The sequence below is a fragment of the Mesorhizobium sp. WSM4828 genome (genome assembly GCF_055811175.1).
The window spans coordinates 350,360-369,194 of the sequence record NZ_JBVVQK010000001.1 but is presented as its reverse complement, the minus strand read 5'-3'; the positions used below and the strand labels follow the sequence as shown (position 1 = coordinate 369,194).

The 18,835-nt window shown below is 62.8% G+C and carries 22 protein-coding genes and 1 pseudogene; 4 read left to right on the top strand and 19 right to left on the bottom strand.

What is annotated here, in order from left to right:
* Positions 1–10: 10 nt before the first annotated feature.
* From rnhA to coxB, 11 genes are all read right to left on the bottom strand, one after another.
* Positions 11–550, bottom strand: coding sequence for a ribonuclease HI (rnhA, locus tag AC0L2X_RS01900; protein WP_352489622.1), 540 nt, complete (start codon positions 548–550; stop codon positions 11–13).
* On the bottom strand, positions 547–1,509 hold the full coding sequence (locus tag AC0L2X_RS01895; protein ID WP_473553399.1) for a homoserine kinase: 963 nt from the start codon (positions 1,507–1,509) through the stop codon (positions 547–549). The genes rnhA and AC0L2X_RS01895 overlap by 4 nt, the downstream gene beginning before the upstream one ends.
* Before the next feature lie 5 nt (positions 1,510–1,514).
* Entirely contained in the window at positions 1,515–2,519 is a 1,005-nt protein-coding gene (gene ispH / locus AC0L2X_RS01890; protein ID WP_352489619.1) for a 4-hydroxy-3-methylbut-2-enyl diphosphate reductase, read from the bottom strand.
* A 107-nt stretch (positions 2,520–2,626) separates the two neighbouring features.
* Entirely contained in the window at positions 2,627–3,382 is a 756-nt protein-coding gene (locus AC0L2X_RS01885; protein ID WP_473553398.1) for an SURF1 family protein, read from the bottom strand.
* Complete coding sequence (locus AC0L2X_RS01880; protein WP_352489617.1) at positions 3,379–3,765, bottom strand: DUF983 domain-containing protein; 387 nt, start codon at positions 3,763–3,765, stop codon at positions 3,379–3,381. The genes AC0L2X_RS01885 and AC0L2X_RS01880 overlap by 4 nt, the downstream gene beginning before the upstream one ends.
* Before the next feature lie 82 nt (positions 3,766–3,847).
* Positions 3,848–4,729 carry a cytochrome c oxidase subunit 3 gene (locus tag AC0L2X_RS01875; RefSeq protein ID WP_023674137.1) on the bottom strand — a complete coding sequence of 294 codons (882 nt, stop codon included), beginning with the start codon at positions 4,727–4,729 and terminating at the stop codon, positions 3,848–3,850.
* Between the two features lies 1 nt (position 4,730).
* Positions 4,731–5,360, bottom strand: coding sequence for a cytochrome c oxidase assembly protein (locus AC0L2X_RS01870; RefSeq protein ID WP_473553396.1), 630 nt, complete (start codon positions 5,358–5,360; stop codon positions 4,731–4,733).
* A gap of 7 nt (positions 5,361–5,367) precedes the next feature.
* A complete protein-coding gene (locus AC0L2X_RS01865) occupies positions 5,368–5,529 on the bottom strand; it encodes a hypothetical protein (protein WP_198023516.1) in 162 nt (53 codons plus the stop codon).
* A 2-nt stretch (positions 5,530–5,531) separates the two neighbouring features.
* Complete coding sequence (locus AC0L2X_RS01860) at positions 5,532–6,476, bottom strand: heme o synthase (RefSeq protein ID WP_352476672.1); 945 nt, start codon at positions 6,474–6,476, stop codon at positions 5,532–5,534.
* A 76-nt stretch (positions 6,477–6,552) separates the two neighbouring features.
* Entirely contained in the window at positions 6,553–8,205 is a 1,653-nt protein-coding gene (gene ctaD, locus AC0L2X_RS01855) for a cytochrome c oxidase subunit I (protein ID WP_292657466.1), read from the bottom strand.
* Between the two features lie 38 nt (positions 8,206–8,243).
* Positions 8,244–9,122 carry a cytochrome c oxidase subunit II gene (gene coxB, locus AC0L2X_RS01850; RefSeq protein ID WP_352489615.1) on the bottom strand — a complete coding sequence of 293 codons (879 nt, stop codon included), beginning with the start codon at positions 9,120–9,122 and terminating at the stop codon, positions 8,244–8,246.
* A 371-nt stretch (positions 9,123–9,493) separates the two neighbouring features.
* Here coxB and AC0L2X_RS01845 point away from each other — a divergent pair, with 371 nt between their 5' ends.
* The 3 genes from AC0L2X_RS01845 (at position 9,494) to AC0L2X_RS01835 (ending at position 11,883) form a co-directional block, all read left to right on the top strand.
* Entirely contained in the window at positions 9,494–10,018 is a 525-nt protein-coding gene (locus tag AC0L2X_RS01845; RefSeq protein ID WP_254818452.1) for an invasion associated locus B family protein, read from the top strand.
* A 127-nt stretch (positions 10,019–10,145) separates the two neighbouring features.
* A complete protein-coding gene (gene tldD / locus AC0L2X_RS01840) occupies positions 10,146–11,558 on the top strand; it encodes a metalloprotease TldD (RefSeq protein WP_352489613.1) in 1,413 nt (470 codons plus the stop codon).
* Positions 11,559–11,610: 52 nt separating this feature from the next.
* Complete coding sequence (locus AC0L2X_RS01835; protein ID WP_473553394.1) at positions 11,611–11,883, top strand: AbrB/MazE/SpoVT family DNA-binding domain-containing protein; 273 nt, start codon at positions 11,611–11,613, stop codon at positions 11,881–11,883.
* Here the strand turns inward: AC0L2X_RS01835 and AC0L2X_RS01830 are convergent.
* The 4 genes and pseudogenes from AC0L2X_RS01830 to AC0L2X_RS01815 all read right to left on the bottom strand — a co-directional run.
* Positions 11,872–12,003: pseudogene (locus tag AC0L2X_RS01830) on the bottom strand (RES family NAD+ phosphorylase); the annotation flags it as partial. The gene AC0L2X_RS01835 and the pseudogene AC0L2X_RS01830 overlap by 12 nt on opposite strands.
* A 39-nt stretch (positions 12,004–12,042) precedes the next feature.
* Positions 12,043–12,414 (bottom strand): antitoxin Xre/MbcA/ParS toxin-binding domain-containing protein, encoded by a 372-nt coding sequence (locus AC0L2X_RS01825; protein ID WP_473553392.1) that lies wholly within the window; start codon positions 12,412–12,414, stop codon positions 12,043–12,045.
* An 81-nt stretch (positions 12,415–12,495) separates the two neighbouring features.
* Entirely contained in the window at positions 12,496–13,737 is a 1,242-nt protein-coding gene (locus AC0L2X_RS01820; protein ID WP_473553390.1) for a class I SAM-dependent RNA methyltransferase, read from the bottom strand.
* Positions 13,734–14,513: a TlyA family RNA methyltransferase gene (locus tag AC0L2X_RS01815; protein ID WP_352489609.1), complete on the bottom strand. Its 780-nt coding sequence runs from the start codon at positions 14,511–14,513 to the stop codon at positions 13,734–13,736. Before AC0L2X_RS01815 ends, AC0L2X_RS01820 begins: the two co-directional genes overlap by 4 nt.
* A gap of 175 nt (positions 14,514–14,688) precedes the next feature.
* Here AC0L2X_RS01815 and AC0L2X_RS01810 point away from each other — a divergent pair, with 175 nt between their 5' ends.
* Entirely contained in the window at positions 14,689–15,090 is a 402-nt protein-coding gene (locus tag AC0L2X_RS01810) for a GFA family protein (protein ID WP_352489608.1), read from the top strand.
* A gap of 27 nt (positions 15,091–15,117) precedes the next feature.
* On the opposite strand, the gene AC0L2X_RS01805 is transcribed toward AC0L2X_RS01810, so the two are convergent.
* From AC0L2X_RS01805 to AC0L2X_RS01790, 4 genes are all read right to left on the bottom strand, one after another.
* Positions 15,118–15,411: a hypothetical protein gene (locus AC0L2X_RS01805; RefSeq protein WP_352489607.1), complete on the bottom strand. Its 294-nt coding sequence runs from the start codon at positions 15,409–15,411 to the stop codon at positions 15,118–15,120.
* A 206-nt stretch (positions 15,412–15,617) separates the two neighbouring features.
* Complete coding sequence (gene dxs, locus AC0L2X_RS01800; RefSeq protein WP_473553388.1) at positions 15,618–17,531, bottom strand: 1-deoxy-D-xylulose-5-phosphate synthase; 1,914 nt, start codon at positions 17,529–17,531, stop codon at positions 15,618–15,620.
* A gap of 81 nt (positions 17,532–17,612) precedes the next feature.
* Complete coding sequence (locus AC0L2X_RS01795; protein ID WP_473553386.1) at positions 17,613–18,533, bottom strand: pirin family protein; 921 nt, start codon at positions 18,531–18,533, stop codon at positions 17,613–17,615.
* 9 nt (positions 18,534–18,542) lie between these two features.
* Positions 18,543–18,809 (bottom strand): DUF2277 domain-containing protein, encoded by a 267-nt coding sequence (locus AC0L2X_RS01790; RefSeq protein ID WP_023716908.1) that lies wholly within the window; start codon positions 18,807–18,809, stop codon positions 18,543–18,545.
* Positions 18,810–18,835 lie beyond the last annotated feature (26 nt).

Genomic DNA, 18,835 nt, shown 5'->3' with positions numbered 1-18,835 from the left:
CTCAACCGGATCAATAACTCTGGGTCGAGCGCCGAACCTTCTTGGCCGCCGATTGCTTGGACTGGGTGCCTTGCTTCGGCGGCACGGAGGCGAGCACGGGTTTCGCCGACTTCGTCTTGAATGGCGCCATGCCGAGCCGGGCCAATTCATCGGCGCGCTCGTTCTCGGGATGGCCGGCATGGCCCTTGACCCAATGCCAGGTGACCTGGTGGCGGTTGCGCGCCGCGTCGAGCTGCTGCCACAGCTCGGCATTCTTCACCGGCTGCCGGGCGGCGGTCTTCCAGCCGTTGCGCTTCCAGCCATCGATCCAGCCGAAAATGCCGTCCTTGACATAGTTGCTGTCGGTATAGAGGTCGACGACGCAAGGCTCCTTGAGCGCATTGAGCGCCGAGATGGCAGCCAACAACTCCATGCGGTTGTTGGTGGTCAGAGCCTCGCCACCATGGAGCTCCTTGATGGCGCCGTTGAAGCGCAGGATTGCGCCCCAGCCGCCAGGCCCGGGATTGCCCGAACAGGCACCATCGGTGAAGATTTCGACGCGCTTGGTCATGTCAGTCCATATTCGGAAGGAGAGTTGATCGCCCGGTGGAAGCGCATCCGGCGGATATACTCGGTCGGGTCGCGTTTCATCACCAGCCCGCCGTCCGGGACCGTCAGCCAATCGTAGAGCCGGGTCAGCATGAAGCGCAGCGCCGAGCCGCGCGCCAGCATCGGCAGCGCGGCTTTCTCGTCACTGCTCAACGGCCGCACGCTCTGGTAGCCGGCAAGCAGCGCCGTGCCCTTGGTCAGATTGAAGGAAAAATCCTTCTCGAAGCACCAGGCGTTGAGGCACGTGGCAACGTCATAGGCGTAGAGGTCGTTGCAGGCGAAATAGAAGTCGATCAGCCCGGACAGTTTCTCGCCGAGGAAGAACACATTGTCCGGGAAAAGATCAGCATGGATGATGCCTTGCGGCAGACCGTTCGGCCAGTTCCGCTCGAAATCAGCGAAGTCGGCATCGACCTCGGCCGCCAGTCCAGGCTCGACCTCATCGGCGCGGGCGCGGGCGGCATTCCACAGCTTGCGCCAGCCATCGATGGCAAGGGCGTTGGGGCGGGTCATCGGAAAATCCGCGCCGGCGAGATGCAGTGCCGCCAGTGCCTTGCCGACCTCGCCGCAATGCGCAGCCGTCGGCCGCCGCAGCGACAGGCCTTCGAGAAAGGTGATGACGACCGCCGGCCGGCCGGCAAGTGTTCCGATCACACCGCCATCATGTGCGGTGACCGGGAGCGGGCACGAAATGCCCTTTCTGGCCAGGTGGGCCATGAGGCCGAGAAAGAACGGCAGGTCAGCCTTGTCGACGCGCTTCTCGTAAAGCGTCAGGATGTAGGATCCGCTGCTGGTGTGCAGTAGAAAATTCGAGTTTTCGGTGCCTTCGGCGATGCCCTTGTAGGACAAGAGATCGCCGACCGGATAGTTGCTGAGGAACGCGCCGAGTTCGCCCTCATTGACGTCGGTGTAGACCGCCATCGTTGCTACGCAGCCCCGTTGACGAAGGCCATGTCGGCTGCCGTCAGTTCGACATCGCGCAACACCCGCATCACCGGAAAGTCCTCCGTCTCCGTCGCCGTCACGGCCAGCTCGATGGTCACGTCGAAGCGCTGTCTGAAAGCATCGACGATCTCGTCGACGATGATCTCTGGCGCCGAGGCGCCCGCCGACAGGCCGAGCGTCGAAATGCCGGCAATGTCATCCCACGGAATTTCGGAGGCGCGCTGCACGAGAAGCGACATCGAAGCGCCGGCGCGCTCGGCCACTTCGACCAGGCGTCGCGAGTTGGAGGAGTTAGGTGCGCCGACAACCAGGAAGAGATCGGCGCCGGCCGCTGTTTCCTTGACCGCTTCCTGGCGATTGGTGGTGGCATAGCAGATCGATTCCGCCGCCGGCGCATGCAGCTCGGGAAAACGCTGCTGCAGGGCGCGAATGATACCGGCGGTGTCCTCGACCGACAGCGTCGTCTGGGTGACGAAGCCGAGCGCTTGCGGGTCTGCAGGCACGAAGCTTGCGGCGTCGGCTTCGGTCTCGATCAGGGTGACCGCGCCGTCCGGCAACTGGCCCATTGTGCCGATCACCTCCGGGTGCCCGGCATGGCCGATCAAGAGCACGTGGCGGCCAAGCCGCTGATGGCGCATTGCCTGCTTGTGGACTTTCGAGACCAGCGGGCAAGTCGCGTCGAGATAGAACAGGTTGCGGGACTGGGCGTCTGCCGGCACCGATTTCGGCACGCCATGCGCCGAAAAGACGACCGGGCTCTGGCGATGCTCGGGCGGGATCTCGGAGAGCTCCTCGATGAACACTGCGCCGAGGCTTTGCAGCCCTTCGACGACGTAGCGGTTGTGCACGATCTCGTGGCGGACATAGACCGGCGCGCCGTATTTCTTCAGCGCTAGCACGACGATCTGGATGGCACGATCGACGCCCGCACAGAAACCGCGCGGCTGGCAGAGCCGGATGGTCAGCGGTGGCTTTGTGTGAAGCATGATTGCATCTTACGCTGATTGTAGGCCGGTTGATCCGGCTATGACTTCTGAGCTCAAGGCGCGAAATGAGGTGTGCGGCCCTGCCCTGTCAAGGGTTGTGGCGGCGATCATTGGTCTTTCGCCGGGCGGCGGAGCCAGGAGATAAGGACACCGGCAAGGGCGGCGGCAAGGCCGTACCAGGTTATCGCATATTGCAGATGGCTGTTCGGCAGGTCGATGACGGTGACACCGCCAACCGGCAGCCCGCCGGGGTTGGCCGCGGCGTTCGCATCGATGAAGATCGGCACCAGCGCCGCACCTGCCGGCAGGCCGGCGCTCGAGGCCATCGCGTCACGATCTTTCCAGTAGAAGATGTTCTTCTGCGGATCATTGTTGGGAAGCATCATCGAGGGCTTGGCCGACAGCGGGTTGCGGGCGAGCCCCATCACCGTCACTTTGCCCGTCACCTGCCCCTGCGGCCGCTTGGCTGGGTCCTTGAAATCGTAAGGCACGAAGCCGCGGTTGATCAGTACGAAACGGCCATCGTCGAGCTGCAGCGGCGTGAAGACATCGAAGCCGGACTGGCCTTCCCAGGTGGCGAGAAAATGCCGCTCGCCTTGATGCAGGAAAGTGCCGGTCAGCGTTACCGGCGTGTAGTCGACGTCGCCGGTGGCAGCAAACCGCTTTTCGACCTCGGCCAATGGCACAGGCGCCGAATGCGTGCGCTGGTCTATCGTCTGGAGAAGGCCCTCTTTCCAGTGCAGGCGCTGAACCTGCCAAGTGCCGAGCGCCAGCAGGATCAAAAACACGACGATACCCAGGCCGAGCGCCAATGCGCGCTTCGGCCGCGACCGGCCGGCCACCGAACCTGATGCCTCGCTCATTCGCCGCGGTCCAGCCGGCCCTCGGCCGCCTTGTGGCGGTATTGCAGCGTCAGCAGCACGCCCTTGATCAGCCTGAGCGCTGCCAGGCAGAGCACCAGCGTCAGCGGAATCCACAGCAGCAGATGCAGCCAGAGCGGCGGATTGAGCGTCACCTCCATCCACAGCGCCAGGCCGACGACGATGAAGCCGATGATCAGGATAACGAACACCGCCGGCCCGTCGCCGGCATCGGCGAAGGAATAATCGAGGCCGCAATTGGTGCAGCGATTGCCGACCGTGAGGAACCCGGAGAACAGCTTGCCCTCGCCACAGCGGGGGCAGCGGCCATGCAGGCCGGCCGAGATCGCATCGATTGGTGGCCAGATCGCCTTGTCGTCGCTCATGAGGTCATCCTAGGAGCATTTGCCGTAAAAGATAAGGCGGCCACGTCGCCGCAGCCGCCTTGTCGATTTCCTCAGCTCGATCTCAGTGCGGTTCGATCATCGCGCCGTTCGATGCCCAGACGTAGATCGAGGCAAACAGGAACAGCCACACCACGTCGACGAAGTGCCAGTACCAGGCGGCGGCCTCGAAGCCGAAATGCTGCTTGGGCGTGAAGTCGCCCTTCATGGCGCGGATCAGGCAGACCAGCAGGAAGATCGTTCCGATGATGACGTGGAAACCATGGAAGCCGGTCGCCATGAAGAAGGTGGCGCCGTAGATTGAATCCCTGAAGCCGAACGGCGCGTGCATGTACTCGTAGGCCTGCACCATGGTGAACAGCATGCCGAGGCCGACGGTCAGCACCAAGCCATTGATCAGGCCTTTGCGGTCGCCGTGGATGAGCGAGTGGTGCGCCCAGGTCACCGTGGTACCCGACAGAAGCAGGATGACGGTGTTGTAGAGCGGCAGATGGAAGGGGTCGAGAACTTCGAGGCCCTTGGGTGGCCAAACGCCGCCGGTGAAGGCGGTACGGGCGTATTGATGGACCTCGCCCGGAAACAGGCTGGCGTCGAAGAAGGCCCAGAACCAGGCGACGAAGAACATCACCTCGGAGGCGATGAACATGATCATGCCGTAGCGCAGGTGCAGCGACACGACACGGGTGTGGTGTCCCTCATGCGCTTCCTTGATCGTATCCGACCACCACGCGAACATCGTGTAGATGACGATCAACAGGCCGATGAAGAACAGCCATGGATTGGCGACATTGAAACCGAAGATCGGGAAATCGCCGCCCTTGAGGTATTGCATGTAACAGACGCCGCCGAACGCGGTCACCAGCGCCCCGACGGAGCCCAGGAAAGGCCACGGGCTCGGGTCGACGAGGTGGTAGTCATGTTGTGGTTTTGCGTGTGCGTCTGCCATATCAACCCCCGAGGCTTGCTTCGGTATCTGAAATCTTGTTGCGGCGGCCGTCGGCCGGCACCGATGCGACCGGCTTGGTCTTGTCGACCGGGAACATCGTGTAGGACAGGGTAATCGTCTTCAAATCCTTCAGTTCCGGCGCGTTGACGATGTCGGGATCGACATAGAACACGACCGGCATGTCCAGTGTCTCGCCGGGCTTCAGCGTCGTGTCGGTGAAGCAGAAACACTCGACCTTGTTGAAGTAAGGTCCGGCCAGTTCAGGCTGCACGTTGAAGGTGGCGCGTCCGGTGATGGGCCGGCTGAATTTGTTGGTCGCGCTGAAATGCGCCTCGGCGGTCTCGCCGATCTTGATGGTGATCGAGCGGGCGACCGGCTGGAATTGCCAGGGAACGCCGACGGTGTTGGCATCGAAGCGGATGGTGATGTCGCGGTCGAGCACCCGATCGGCATATTGCTGGGTCGCCCGTTTGACGGTGCCGCCGTAGCCTGTCGCCTGGCAGAACATCGCATAGAGCGGCACCGCGGCGTAGGCCATGCCGATCATGCCGCCGAAGAACGCGATGCAGACGCCAGCGACGACGCGGTTCGTATTTTTCTTCGTAGGATCGGTGACTGTTTGCCTGGTCATCGTCAGCTCACATCGAGCCGGGGAAACTGTGACCAAATTTCACGATGGTCGCGACGTAGAATATGACGACCAGCGCCGCCAGCGCGAAACCGATTGCGGCCGAGCGATTGCGGCGGGCCTTCTGCTGACGTTCGGTCAGCGTGACCAGTTCAAGCTTCTTTTCGGCCATGCTCATGCTCCACCGATGGTCAGCGCGCGCGCGACGACGCAATCGCCAAGGTAGGTGGCGAAGATGGCGAAGAGATAAAGCAGCGAATAGCCGAACAAGGCCTTGGCCGGCTTCATCGCCCTGTCGTCATCGGCCATTTGCAGCACCTTCCACGCATACCAGACGAAGCCGGCGCCGAGCAGCAATGCAACGATGCCATAGGCCGGCGTGGTGAAGCCGAGAACCCATGGCAGCACGCCAACCGGCGCGAGGACCAGCGCATAGGCAAAGATCTGGCGTCTGGTCGCGGGATGGCCGGCGACATTCGGCATCATCGGAATACCTGCCTTGGCGTAGTCCTCCGACTTGAACAGCGCGAGCGCCCAGAAATGCGGTGGCGTCCACAGGAAGATGATCAGGAACAGCACCAAGCTTTCGAGGCTGACCGATCCGGTTACCGCCGCCCAGCCGATGACCGGCGGAATGGCACCGGCGGCCCCGCCAATGACAATGTTCTGCGGCGTCCAGCGCTTCAGCCACATCGTATAGATGACGGCATAGAAAAAGATGGTGAAGGCCAGAAGCGACGCTGCCAACCAGTTGACCAGCACGCCGAGCGTCATCACCGACAGAACCGACAGCACCAATCCGAAGCTCAACGCCTCGCCTGGCCGGATGCGGCCGGCCGGCACGGGACGGCCGGCGGTGCGCGTCATCACCGCATCGATGTCTGCGTCGTACCACATGTTGAGCGCACCGGATGCGCCAGCACCAATGGCAATAGCCAGGATCGCGATCACCGCCAGCAGCGGATTGATGGTCACCGGGGCGGCGACCATGCCGACAAACGCGGTGAACACCACCAGCGACATGACGCGCGGCTTCAGCAGGGCGAAGAAATCGCCCGCCGTCGCTTCCGACATGCGGAAGCCCGGCTCGTCAATCAGTCTGTCTTCGGCAAGGGCCATGCGTACTTAAAGTCCATCATTCCGTTGGCCAAAACCGCCGGCCGGCCGGCGGTTCCGTATTAAAGGAGGCAACCGCCTACTTGATCTTCGGCAACTGTTCCCACTGGTGGAACGGCGGCGGCGAAGGCAGCTGCCATTCCAGCGTGGTCGCACCCTCGCCCCAAGGATTGGCGCCGGCGACGCGCTTCTTCTGGAACGCCTCGAAGACGCCGAACAGGAAGATGACGACGCCGACAGCCGAGATGTACGAGCCGTAGGACGACACCATATTCCAGCCGGCGAAGGCATCGGGATAGTCGATATAACGGCGCGGCATACCCGAAAGGCCGAGGAAGTGCTGCGGGAAAAAGACCAGGTTGACGCCGACGAAAGTGACCCAGAAGTGGGTGTTCGCGATCACCGGCGAATACATGTAGCCGGTCATCTTCGGGAACCAGTAGTACCAGCCTGCGAAGATGGCGAAGACCGCGCCCAGCGACAGCACGTAGTGGAAGTGCGCGACCACGAAATAGGTGTCGTGCAGCGGGCGGTCGAGGCCGGCATTGGCCAGCTGCACGCCGGTGACGCCGCCAACGGTGAACAGGAAGATGAAGCCGATCGCCCACAGCATCGGGGTCTTGAGCGAAATCGACCCGCCCCACATAGTGGCGATCCACGAGAAGATCTTCACACCCGTCGGCACCGCGATGACCATGGTGGCAAAGACGAAATAGCGCTGGGTGTCGAGCGACAGGCCCGTCGTGTACATGTGGTGGGCCCAGACGATGAAGCCCACCGCGCCGATGGCAACCATCGCATAGGCCATGCCGAGATAGCCGAACACCGGCTTCCTCGAAAAGGTCGAGATGATGTGGCTGATGATGCCGAAACCCGGCAGGATCAGAATGTAGACCTCCGGATGGCCGAAGAACCAGAACAGGTGCTGGAACAGGATCGGATCGCCGCCGCCGTCCGGGGCGAAGAAGGTGGTGCCGAAATTGCGGTCGGTCAAAAGCATGGTGATGCCGCCGGCCAGCACCGGCAACGACAGCAGCAGCAGGAAGGCCGTGATCAGCACCGACCAGGCGAACAGCGGCATCTTGTGCATGGTCATGCCGGGCGCGCGCATGTTGAAGATGGTGGTGATGAAGTTGATGGCACCAAGAATCGAGGAGGCGCCGGCGATGTGGATTGAAAGAATCGCCAGATCCATGGCCGGCCCAGGCTGGCCCGATGTCGACAGCGGCGGATAAAGCGTCCAGCCGCCGCCGACGCCATAGGCGCCGGGCGCACTCGGGACGAAGGCCGAGAAAATCAGCAGGATGAAAGCCGGCGGCAGCAGCCAGAACGACACGTTATTCATGCGCGGGAAGGCCATATCCGGCGCGCCGATCATGATCGGTACCATCCAGTTGGCAAAGCCGCCGATCAGCGCCGGCATCACCATGAAGAAGATCATGATCAGCGCATGCGCGGTGGTGAAAGCATTGTACATACTCTTGCCGCCGTCGATGGCGGCGTCGCCGTTCATGCCGTAGACCATCTGCGCCAGGCCAGTGAATATCTGGATGCCCGGCTCCTGCAATTCCATGCGCATGACGACCGACAAGGCGCCACCGATGCAGCCCGCCATGATTGCGAAGATCAGATAAAGCGTACCGATGTCCTTGTGGTTGGTCGAATACACCCACCGGACCCAGCCATGATATGGCTTGTGGTCGTGGTCGTCGTGAGCTGCAGCGTCTGCCATGGTCGGCTCCGTTCCCTGAATCTTTTCTGGTCGCGGCATCAGTTGCCGGCGGCCGCTACCTTGTTCGTGCCATCGACCTCGGCCATCAGCGCCTTGTTGGCGCCGGGAAGGTCGGTCTTGGCTGCCGCCAGCCAGGTCTTGTATTGCGCATCGGAGACGACGCGAATGGCGATCGGCATGAAGGCGTGGTCCTTGCCGCAGAGTTCCGAGCACTGGCCGTAATAGAGGCCTTCCTTGTCGGCCTTGAACCACACCTCGTTGATGCGACCCGGCACCGCATCGGTCTTGATGCCGAAGGACGGCATGGCAAAGGCGTGAATGACATCGGTCGCCGTCACCAGCACGCGGGTCATGGTGTTGACCGGCACCACCATCTCATTGTCGACGGCGAGCAGGCGCGGATACGCGGCGCGATCTTCCTTGCCGGCAGCAGCCCTGTCGGCATCCTGAAGGATCGCGGAATTGAAGGAAAGCGTGTTGTCGACCTGGTATTCGTAGTCCCAGTTCCACTGATTGCCGGTCGCCTTGACGGTCAGCTTGGCTTCTTCCGGCGGCGTGTACTGCGCGGTCAGCAGCTGGAACGAGGGAATGGCGAGACAGAGCAGGATGACGACGGGACCGACAGTCCAGATGACCTCGATCAGCGTGTTGTGGCTGGTGCGCGACGGGGTCGGGTTGACGCTCGCCCGGAACCGCAAAATGCAGTAGGCGATCAGAAAAAGCACCAAGGCGGTGATCACAATAATGAACGCGAACGAGTAGTTCCCGAACCATTCGATCTGCCGCATGATGTCGGTTGCCGGAGGCTGAAAACTGGTTTCCCAAGGTTGGGGCTGGGCTGCATGAGCGGATGCAGCGGCAAACAACGTGGCAGCGGCACTAGCTACGATTTTGGCGGTTGCCAGGAATTTTCTCATCGCCCTCGTCATCTCCCAGTTCCTCGCGATCGAACCGCAAGAATGTCGAACAATGCCGGGACGGGAATCCCGGACAATTCAAGGCTGGTTCAAACCATACTCTATTTGCCTCCGCAAGAAGGGAGCGCCGGAACCCGTGCGGCATTTTTGCGCGCAAGCGCGGCGCTGGCTTCGTGCGGTGACAGCTCGCCGCGAATCACCAGAGCGGCATCCGGGTAGAATGAGCCGCGCGGCGCGCGGAACCGTCGCAATTAGGGCGAAATTGGCACAGAAAAGCGCATTGTCGCCTGTGTCGGGGCAGATCGCCGGGGTCTCGTCCTTTACTTGGGTTTAGTGCGGCTTAAAGTGCCGTGATTCGCAATGGAGCCGTCATGAACCCTTGGCTTTCGAGAACCTTGGCGAAGGTCATCCTTGTTGCCGCCGCAATAGCCTTGCCCGGCGCCGGCCTGGCCAATGCCGCGCAGCCAAGCGGCACGGTGAAGTCGACGCATGGAGCGTGGTCGATCATCTGCGATACGCCGGCCGGTGCTACATCCGAACAATGCGTGATGATGCAGAACGTCGTCGCCGAGGACCGCCCGGAAATGGGGCTTTCCGTCGTCGTGCTGCGCACAGCCGACAACAAGGCCGAAATCCTGCGTGTGCTGGCGCCGCTCGGTGTGCTGTTGCCCAACGGCCTCGGCCTCAATGTCGACGGCAAGGATATCGGCCGCGCCTACTTCGTGCGCTGTTTCCAGGACGGCTGTTATGCCGAGGTCATCCTCGAAAAGCCGCTGCTCGACACGCTGAAGACCGGTACGTCCGCGACCTTCATCGTCTTCCAGACACCGGAAGAGGGCATCGGCATTCCCGTCGACCTCAAGGGTTTCGCCGACGGCTTCGCCGCCCTGCCCTGAACGCGGTGCTGTAGCACGATCCAGTGATGTTGACCGGCCGCGGTCACGGCAAGCCTCATTTCAGATTGTCTGCGCGGGCCTTCGCGCCTACATCGTGGGAAACAATCCTCCTGCGAACGGATACGCCATGAACAGCCTGATCGGACAATTCGACATTTCCGACGATCGCATCAAGCAGATCGTCGCCGAGACTATCAACGGCGCCGATGACGGCGAACTGTTTCTCGAATACAGCGAAAGCGAAGCGCTGATGTTCGACAATGGCAAGCTGAAGACAGCGAATTTCAACACCGACCAGGGTTTCGGCCTGCGCGCCGTCGCCGGCGAAGCCAGCGGCTACGCCCATTCCAGCGATCTCTCCGAAGCCTCGCTGCTGCGCGCCGCCGATGCCGTTTCGACGGTGAAGAGCGGCTATTCCGGCACGCTTGCCGCAGCGCCCGCCCGCACCAACCGCCATCTCTACGGCGACGTAAACCCTATCCCCTCGCCTTCCTTCGAGGCCAAGGCCAAGCTGCTTCAGGAAATCGACGCGTGGCTGCGGTCCGAGGATCCGCGCGTCAGGCAGGTGACGGCGTCGCTCGCCGCCTCGTGGCAGCATGTCGAGATCGTGCGCGCCGACGGCCAGATGGTGCGCGACATCCGTCCGCTGGTCAGGATCAACGTGTCGGTGGTGGTCGGCGACGGCGACCGCCAGGAGAGCGGCTCCTACGGCATGGGAGGCCGCAAGGATTTTGGCGAATTCCTGGTCGAGGACAGCTGGCGGCACGCTGCCAAGGAGGCATTGCGGCAAGCGCTCGTCAATCTCGAAGCGGTTCCAGCACCTGCCGGCACTTTCGACATCGTGCTGTCGAGCGGCTGGCCGGGCGTCATGTTGCACGAAGCCGTCGGCCACGGGCTGGAAGGCGATTTCAACCGCAAGAAGACGTCGGCCTTCGCCGGCCTGCTTGGCCAGCAGGTGGCGGCGAAAGGCGTCACCGTCGTTGATGACGGCACCATGCCCGAGCGGCGAGGTTCGCTGACCGTCGACGACGAAGGCACGCCTTCGGCCCATAACGTGCTGATCGACGATGGCAAGCTGGTCGGCTACATGCAGGACCGCCAGAATGCCCGGCTGATGGGCATGAAAGCCACCGGCAACGGGCGGCGCCAAGGATACGCGCACGAGCCGATGCCACGCATGACCAACACCTACATGACAGCAGGCGGCATGGAGCCGGAGGAAATCATCGCCTCGGTCAAGAACGGCATCTATGCCGTGTCGTTCGGCGGCGGCCAGGTCGACATCACTTCAGGCAAGTTCGTGTTCGGCTGCACCGAGGCCTACATGATTGAGAACGGCAAGGTGACGCAACCGATCAAGGGCGCCATGCTGATCGGCAATGGGCCGGATGCCATGCATCGGGTTACGATGATCGGCAACGACATGAAGCTCGACACCGGCATCGGCATGTGCGGCAAGGCCGGACAGGGTGTGCCGGTCGGCGTCGGCCAGCCGCATCTCAGGATGAACCAGATGACGGTCGGCGGCACCAGGGTTTGATCGCGGCTGGCGGCTGGTTTATGTCTTGCGTTCGCTAAAAGGATGCGCGGCGATGCCTACTACGAAAGGACTCACGACCACAGTCTCGGCCGACGGAAGCGTCCTACTGCCCAGCGCGATCCGAGAGCAGAGGCAATGGGCCGCCGGCACATGCCTGCTGGTCGAAGATACTCCGGAGGGCGTGCTGCTGAAGCCGGCGCGGGTCTTTGCCGAGACGCGGCCAGAGGACGTGTTTGGATCCCTGCCCCACAGAAGCAGGCCGAAGACGTTGGAAGAAATGGAGGCGGGTGTGCTCGCCGCAGCTCGAACTGCGCTAAAGCCATGAAGCCGGTGTTTTCGGCAGGCGATGGTCGGGATCGGTGATTTCGAGACCCGGAGCGTCGTTTTCGTTCCAGCGCCACAGCGCGTGCGTCTCGGGCACAAAGCCTCTATCCACGATGTCACGCATGCCCAGCGCGGCACAAAAGCGCGCCACAGGGTGGCTTCAGGCATAGATGCCGGAGCGGACTCCCTCCAGATAGGCAAGCACCTTGTCCGTCTTGCCTTCGCGAACCAGATCGTAGGCGGTCTTTCCGGCCCAACCGGGGATCGGCTGATGCTTGAACCAGATCGCCGCACGTTGTTCATCACCGGCCATCTCGCCGGCCATCGCCAGGATACGGACAATGGGACTCAACGCGGTGTCGACCTTGCGCGCACCGGACTTGGCGGCAAGCGTGTTGCGGGCGATGCCGGTCAGGCCCGCCAGTTCGGTCATAGTGATCCCGAGCAGTTCAGCGACCCGCTTCGGCGAGAGAAACGGCGTCCGCTCCTCGCCGAAGCGCGATGCCGAAATCTCAAAGGCTTTGGTGCTCATTACAATTTCCTAGCACATTTTGAACAACGCACGTTCAAATGCGCGTTGTTGGTGCGCATTTTGACGCCCCCATAAATGCTGCTAGCGCCTTCGCCTCGGCTTCTCCAACAGCGCCACGGCCTCGACATGCGGCGACCACAGAAACTGGTCGATCGGCGTCACGCTCTTCAAGGCGTAGCCGCCATCGAGGAGGATGCGAAGATCCCGCGCCAGCGTTACCGGATTGCAGGACACCGCGGCGACGAGCGGCACGTCGGAGCGCGCGATCTGCTTCGACAGGTCCTCGGCGCCGGCGCGAGGCGGGTCGAAAACTAGGCCGTCAAAGGCATTCAACTCCTTGAATGTGAGCGGCCTCCGGAACAGGTCGCGACGTTCGCCGGTCACCCGCTTCAGGCCGCTGCCGAAACGGAATGCCCGGTCGAGCGCCGCGAGTGCTGCCGCATCGCCTTCCACCGCATGAACCTCCGATCTTGCGGCCAGGCGCAGCGCGAAGCTGCCGCAGCCGGCGAAGAGATCGGCAACCTTTTTGGCACGCGCGAGATGCTGGCCGACAATGTTGGCCATCGCTTGTTCGGCAGCCTCGGTCGCTTGCAGGAAAGCGCCCGGAGGCACTGCGACGGCGACGCCACCAAACAGGACGACCGGTTTCTTTGGTTCGATAATGATCTCGCCGTCGACCGACAGCCTGGCTAGCCCCTCGGCGATGACGAAGTTGGACGCGACGCGGCGCTGGTTCTCGCCGAGCTTGCCGGAATCGTGAACCGCGACATCGAGGCCGGAACCGGTCACCGTCACCGCCATGTGGAACGATTTGGTCGTGGTGCAGATCAGTCCGGCAAGGGCTTTCAAGCGATGGAGCGCAGCGACGATCTGCGGCAGCGAGATCGGGCATTCCTCGATCGAGATGATCTCGGATGACAGCGCGCGAACGAAGCCGAACTGCATTCCCGCCTCGCTCCGCCGGGCGGTGAAGACGACGCGGCGGCGCGTGTGCGGCGCGCACGGCACCAGCGCGCCGACATCGCAAGCGATGCCCTTGCTCTTCAGTGCGTGTACGACCTTTTCGCGCTTCCACCGGTTATAGGCTTCAGTCTCGAGATGCTGGACGGCGCAGCCGCCGCACGCGCCGAAGTGCCGGCACGGCGGATCGACCCGCAGCGGCGAAGCCTCAAGCACCGACATCAAGGTAGCGCGATCTTTCTCCCGCGCGGCGGTGACCACCTCTCCCGGCAGCGCAAACGGAATGAAAACCTCGCCGGTTTCCGTCTCGGCGATGCCGTCGCCCTGCGAGCCCAATTTTGCGATCGTGAAACGGGTGCTCATCGCTTCTGGGTCTCGACGTCCTTGATGCCGCCGAGCAGGAACTCGCGGTTGCCGTCGCCGCCCTCTATCGGCGACAGATGCAGCCCCAGTGAGCGCCAGCCGGGAATGGTGTCGAGCCAGTCCTGCATCAGGCCGGCAATGCGCGCCGCATCATAGGGGTCCTTCAGCAGGCCGCCCTTGCTGATCGCCTCGCGGCCGGCCTCGAATTGCGGCTTGACCAGAAACACGGCTTTTGCGCCGTTCCTGGCCAAGGCAAGCGCCGGCGGCAGCGCCAGTTTCAGCGAGATGAAGCTGACATCCGAGACGATGAAATCCGGCACACGGCCGCCGAGATCGGCGGTAGTCAGTTCGCGCGCATTCAGGCCTTCAATTACCGTCACGCGCGGATCGCCGGCAATGTCGGAGTGCATCTGGCCGTGCCCGACATCGATCGCCATGACATGCGCCGCGCCGCGTTCGAGCAGCACCTGCGTGAAGCCGCCGGTCGAGGCGCCGACATCGAGCGCTTCGCAGCCAGTTGGGTCGAGCGCGAAATGGTCGAGACCAGCCTTCAGCTTCAGCGCGGCGCGCGACACGTAACCTTGCGCCGGATCGTCAACGACGATGTTGCACTCAGGCAGAACGGCCTGGCCCGGCTTGATGGCGACGATGCCGTCGACCGTCACGGTGCCGCGCTCGACCGCGTCGCGGGCACGCGAGCGGCTGGCAAACAGGCCGCGCTGGACGAGCAATTCGTCGAGCCGCTGGCGTATGCTGGCTGGCGGAAGGGAAGTCATCGGCCTTCATGGCGAAAGCCAACGATGATGGCAAGGATATTGGCGATGAGAGAAGGCATAGTTGGAAAAGCGAGTGAACTCATCAGCCGCTGTGCTGTTTGTCAAATCTCGCACGAGACCCGACGCAATGCTAAGAAAGAGATGCCGTTTAGCCGTCGAAACGTGGAGGAGGAACATGCTGACGGGAACCTGCCACTGCGGCGCAGCCCACTGGACCCTGGAGGGCGACCCCGGTTCGATCACTGCCTGCAATTGCACACTTTGCCGTCGTTACGGCACGCTCTGGGCTTACGACTATGTCGACGAACGAATCCGCCTTGCCGGGCCCGTAAGCGCCTATCGGCGCGTCGGAAAGGCTCATCCTTCGCTTGAGATTCTCTTCTGTCCAACGTGCGCTTGCGTCCTGGCATGGCGCGGTGTGCATCCCGATGCGGCTGGGCGCTACCGCATCGCCGTCAATGTGAGGCTTGCGCCGCCCGAGGCTGTCGCCGATCTCCCGATCGACCATTTCGATGGTCTCGATACATTCGAGGATTTGCCGAGAGATGGTCGCTGTGTGCGGGATATGTGGTTCTAGTTTCTAGAGTCTCTTCGGGATCATGCTTTAGAATATGGTCCGCGAAACCCGCCGTTCGACGGCCGGCGTCAGACCGTCGCCGCTGTCGCCGGACACCTGTGTGCGCGGCCGGTCAATGGAACTGGACGCCTTCGGCAAGGTATCGGGCACGACGACCAATTGCGGCGCCTGCTTGTAGGAGAAGCCGCCACGGATTTCGCCGATCTTGCCGGCGACGATCCCCATCACCGCCTCTTCGAGTTTGCGGTCGTAGCGCGTTTCGGCCGCGGCCGACGCGGCGAAGGTGGCCGTTAGCGCGATGCCGCCCAAAAGCGATCTCATTGGTCTTCTTTCCCCTGCCGGTCGCTTTCTAGCAGGGCAGCGTTGAAGAACGGCCAAAGAACACGGTAAGCAAATCGCCAAACGGCTGCGTAATCAGCATCTTACGGCAGTTCGCCGGCGATTTGATTCAAGCAGTTGAGATTTTGATTCAGACTAGCATCTTGCAGCAAAGTCGATCGCTTCGGCGTCGCTGGAATGCGTCCAAGTTAGGCGCGCTGGGCCTGCGCTGTATGCCCCAGCGCCACGAACACGGTGCGCACGATGCCGGCGCTGTCCAGCCCGGCGTCGGCATACATCTTTTCCGGCTTGGCATGGTCGACGAAAGCATCGGGCAGCACCAGCGGGCGCACCTTCAGGCCGCTCTCCAGCAGCCCTTCATGGGCCAGGAACTGCAGCACATGGCTGGCGAAGCCGCCGACCGCGCCCTCTTCCACCGTCACCAGTATCTCGTGCGAACGGGCCAGCCGCCGGATCAGGTCCTCGTCGAGCGGCTTGGCAAAACGGGCATCGGCCACCGTGGTCGAAAGGCCGGCCGCGCCGAGCTCCTCGGCCGCGGCCAGGCAATCCTGCAGCCTGGTGCCGAAGGAAAGCAGCGCAACCTTGGCGCCTTCCCTGACGATCCGGCCCTTGCCGATCTCCAATACCGAGCCGCGTTGCGGCATCTCGACACCAACGCCGTTACCTCGCGGGTAGCGGAAGGCGATCGGGCCGTCATCGTAGCTTGCAGCGGTGCGTACCATGTGGCGCAGTTCGGCCTCATCGGCCGCGGCCATGACGACGAAGCCGGGCAGCGTCGCCAGGAAGGTCGTGTCGAAGGCGCCGCAATGGGTGGCACCATCGGCGCCGACGAAGCCGGCGCGATCGATCGGAAAGCGCACCGGCAATTTCTGGATCGCCACGTCGTGGACGACCTGGTCGTAGGCGCGCTGCAGGAAGGTCGAGTAGATCGCCGCGAAAGGCTTGAAGCCTTCCGTGGCAAGGCCGGCGGCGAAGGTCACCGCATGCTGTTCGGCAATGCCTACATCGAAGGTCCTCGCCGGAAACGCTTCGCCGAAGAGGTCAAGCCCGGTGCCGGTCGGCATGGCGGCGGTGATGGCGACGATGCGGTCGTCCTCTCGGGCCTCCTGGATCAGGCTTTCGGCAAACACCTTGGTGTAGCTCGGCGCATTGGCGGGCGCCTTGGCCTGGGCGCCGGTGATGACGTCGAATTTGTTGACGCCGTGATATTTGTCGGGGGCCGCCTCGGCCGGGGCGTAGCCCTTGCCCTTCTGGGTCACGACATGGATCAGCACCGGGCCGTCGGCATTGTCGCGGACATTCTTCAGCACCGGGATCAGGTGCTCGAGGTTGTGACCGTCGATCGGACCGATGTGGTAGAAACCCATCTCCTCGAACAGCGTGCCGCCGGTGACGTAGCCGCGCGCGTGCTCGACCGCGCGCTTGATGGCGCGATCGGCGCGCTCGCCGAGATAGGACGTCAGCTTCTTGCCGAAATCGCGCAACCCCAGATAGGTCTTGCCGGAGGCGAGCCGCGCCAGATAGGCGCTCATCGCGCCGGTCGGCGGAGCGATCGACATGTCATTGTCGTTCAAGATGACGATCAGCCGGGCATCCAGTGCGCCGGCATTGTTCATCGCCTCATAGGCCATGCCGGCTGACATGGCGCCGTCGCCGATGACGGCAATGACATTGTTGCGGCCATCGGACAGATCGCGCGCCATCGCCATGCCGAGGCCGGCTGAAATCGAGGTTGAGGAGTGGGCTGCGCCGAACGGATCGTATTCGCTCTCGACGCGACGGGTGAAGCCGGACAGGCCGCCCTCCTGCCGCAGCGTGCGGATGCGGTCGCGGCGGCCGGTCAGGATCTTGTGCGGATAGGCCTGGTGGCCGACGTCCCAGATCAGCCGGTCGTCCGGCGTGTTGAAGACGTAGTGCAGCGCGACGGTCAGTTCAACGACGCCAAGGCCGGCGCCGAGATGCCCGCCGGTGTGGGAAACGACGTCGATCAGTTCGGCGCGAAGCTCTGACGCCAGCTGCGGCAGGTCGCCTTCGGCAAGCGTGCGCAAATCGGCTGGGACGCGGACCTTGTCGAGAAGCGGCGTATCGGGCTTTGCGTTCACTGTTTGCGAGCCTGGTCAGATTTTCTGTTCATCGTGAAATATGCCGCTGGCCGGCGAATGTAAATGTGGCGGTAACGCGCATCAGCTTTCGGGCAGCGGGATGAACTCTTGCTCGTCTCCAGGAACGATATCGAAGCGGCCCGTCTTCCATTCTTCTTTCGCCTGTTCGATGCGTTCCTTTGAGGACGATACGAAATTCCACCAGATATAACGTTTCGAACCGAGCGAAGCGCCGCCAAACAGCATGAAATGGGCGCCGCCCTCCGATGAAACAACGATCTCATCGCCGGGCCGGAAAACCAGCAGCCGCTCGGCCGGGGAGCGGTCCCCGGATATCGAAACCTCGCCTTCCAGCGTATAGATGGCGCGCTCCTCGGCATCTGCCGGGATTTTCACGCTGGCACCCGGCGCCAGCCTGAGATCGGCATAAAGCGTGTCCGAAGCGGTGGCGACCGGGGAGCGCAGTCCGGAAAACGCACCGATGACGATACGGCCGCTGACCCCCTCGGCATCGATTTCGGGCAGGCGCAGAGCCGCGGTGTTTTCGAAGACCGGCGCGACCTCCTCCTTGCCATCCGGCAGCGCCAGCCATGTCTGCAGGCCGGAAACCGACATCGGCGCGCCGCGCAGTTCTTCCAGTGTGCGCTCCGAATGGACGATGCCACGGCCGGCGGTCATCAAATTCACATCGCCGGGCTGGATCACCATCTCGGTGCCGAGCGAATCGCGGTGCCTGATCTTGCCGTCGAACAGGTAAGTCACCGTCGACAGGCCGATATGTGGATGCGGGCGCACGTCGAGCGCCTGGCCGGCCCGCAGAACGGCTGGACCCATGCGGTCGAAGAAGATGAAGGGTCCGACCAGCCGGCGCCTGGCCGTCGGCAAGGCGCGGCGAACCTGGAATCCGCCGATGTCCTTGGCGTTCGGAATGACCATCAGTTCGATCTGATCGCTGGCGAAGGCATCGCCCATCTGCGGATCGTTTCCGGGAAAGAAGCTCACGCGGTCCCCTCAGGCGAAGCGAAGTGCAGATTTGGCCTTCGCCTTGGCCGCCACCTCTTCGCGATTGCGCGGATGCTGCGTTGTCTCGAGGCTGTCGAGCAATTCGCGCGCCGAGGCGGCAATGGCCTCGACGGCATGGTCGAACGCATGCTGGTTCTGTTTCGACGGCCGCGTCGTTCCGCTCAGCTTGCGGACAAACTGAAGTGCGGCATCGCGGACCTCGTCATTGGTTGCCGGCGGATCGAAATTGAACAGGGTTTTGATGTTTCTGCACATCGTTCGCAATCTCCTCTCGTCCTGGA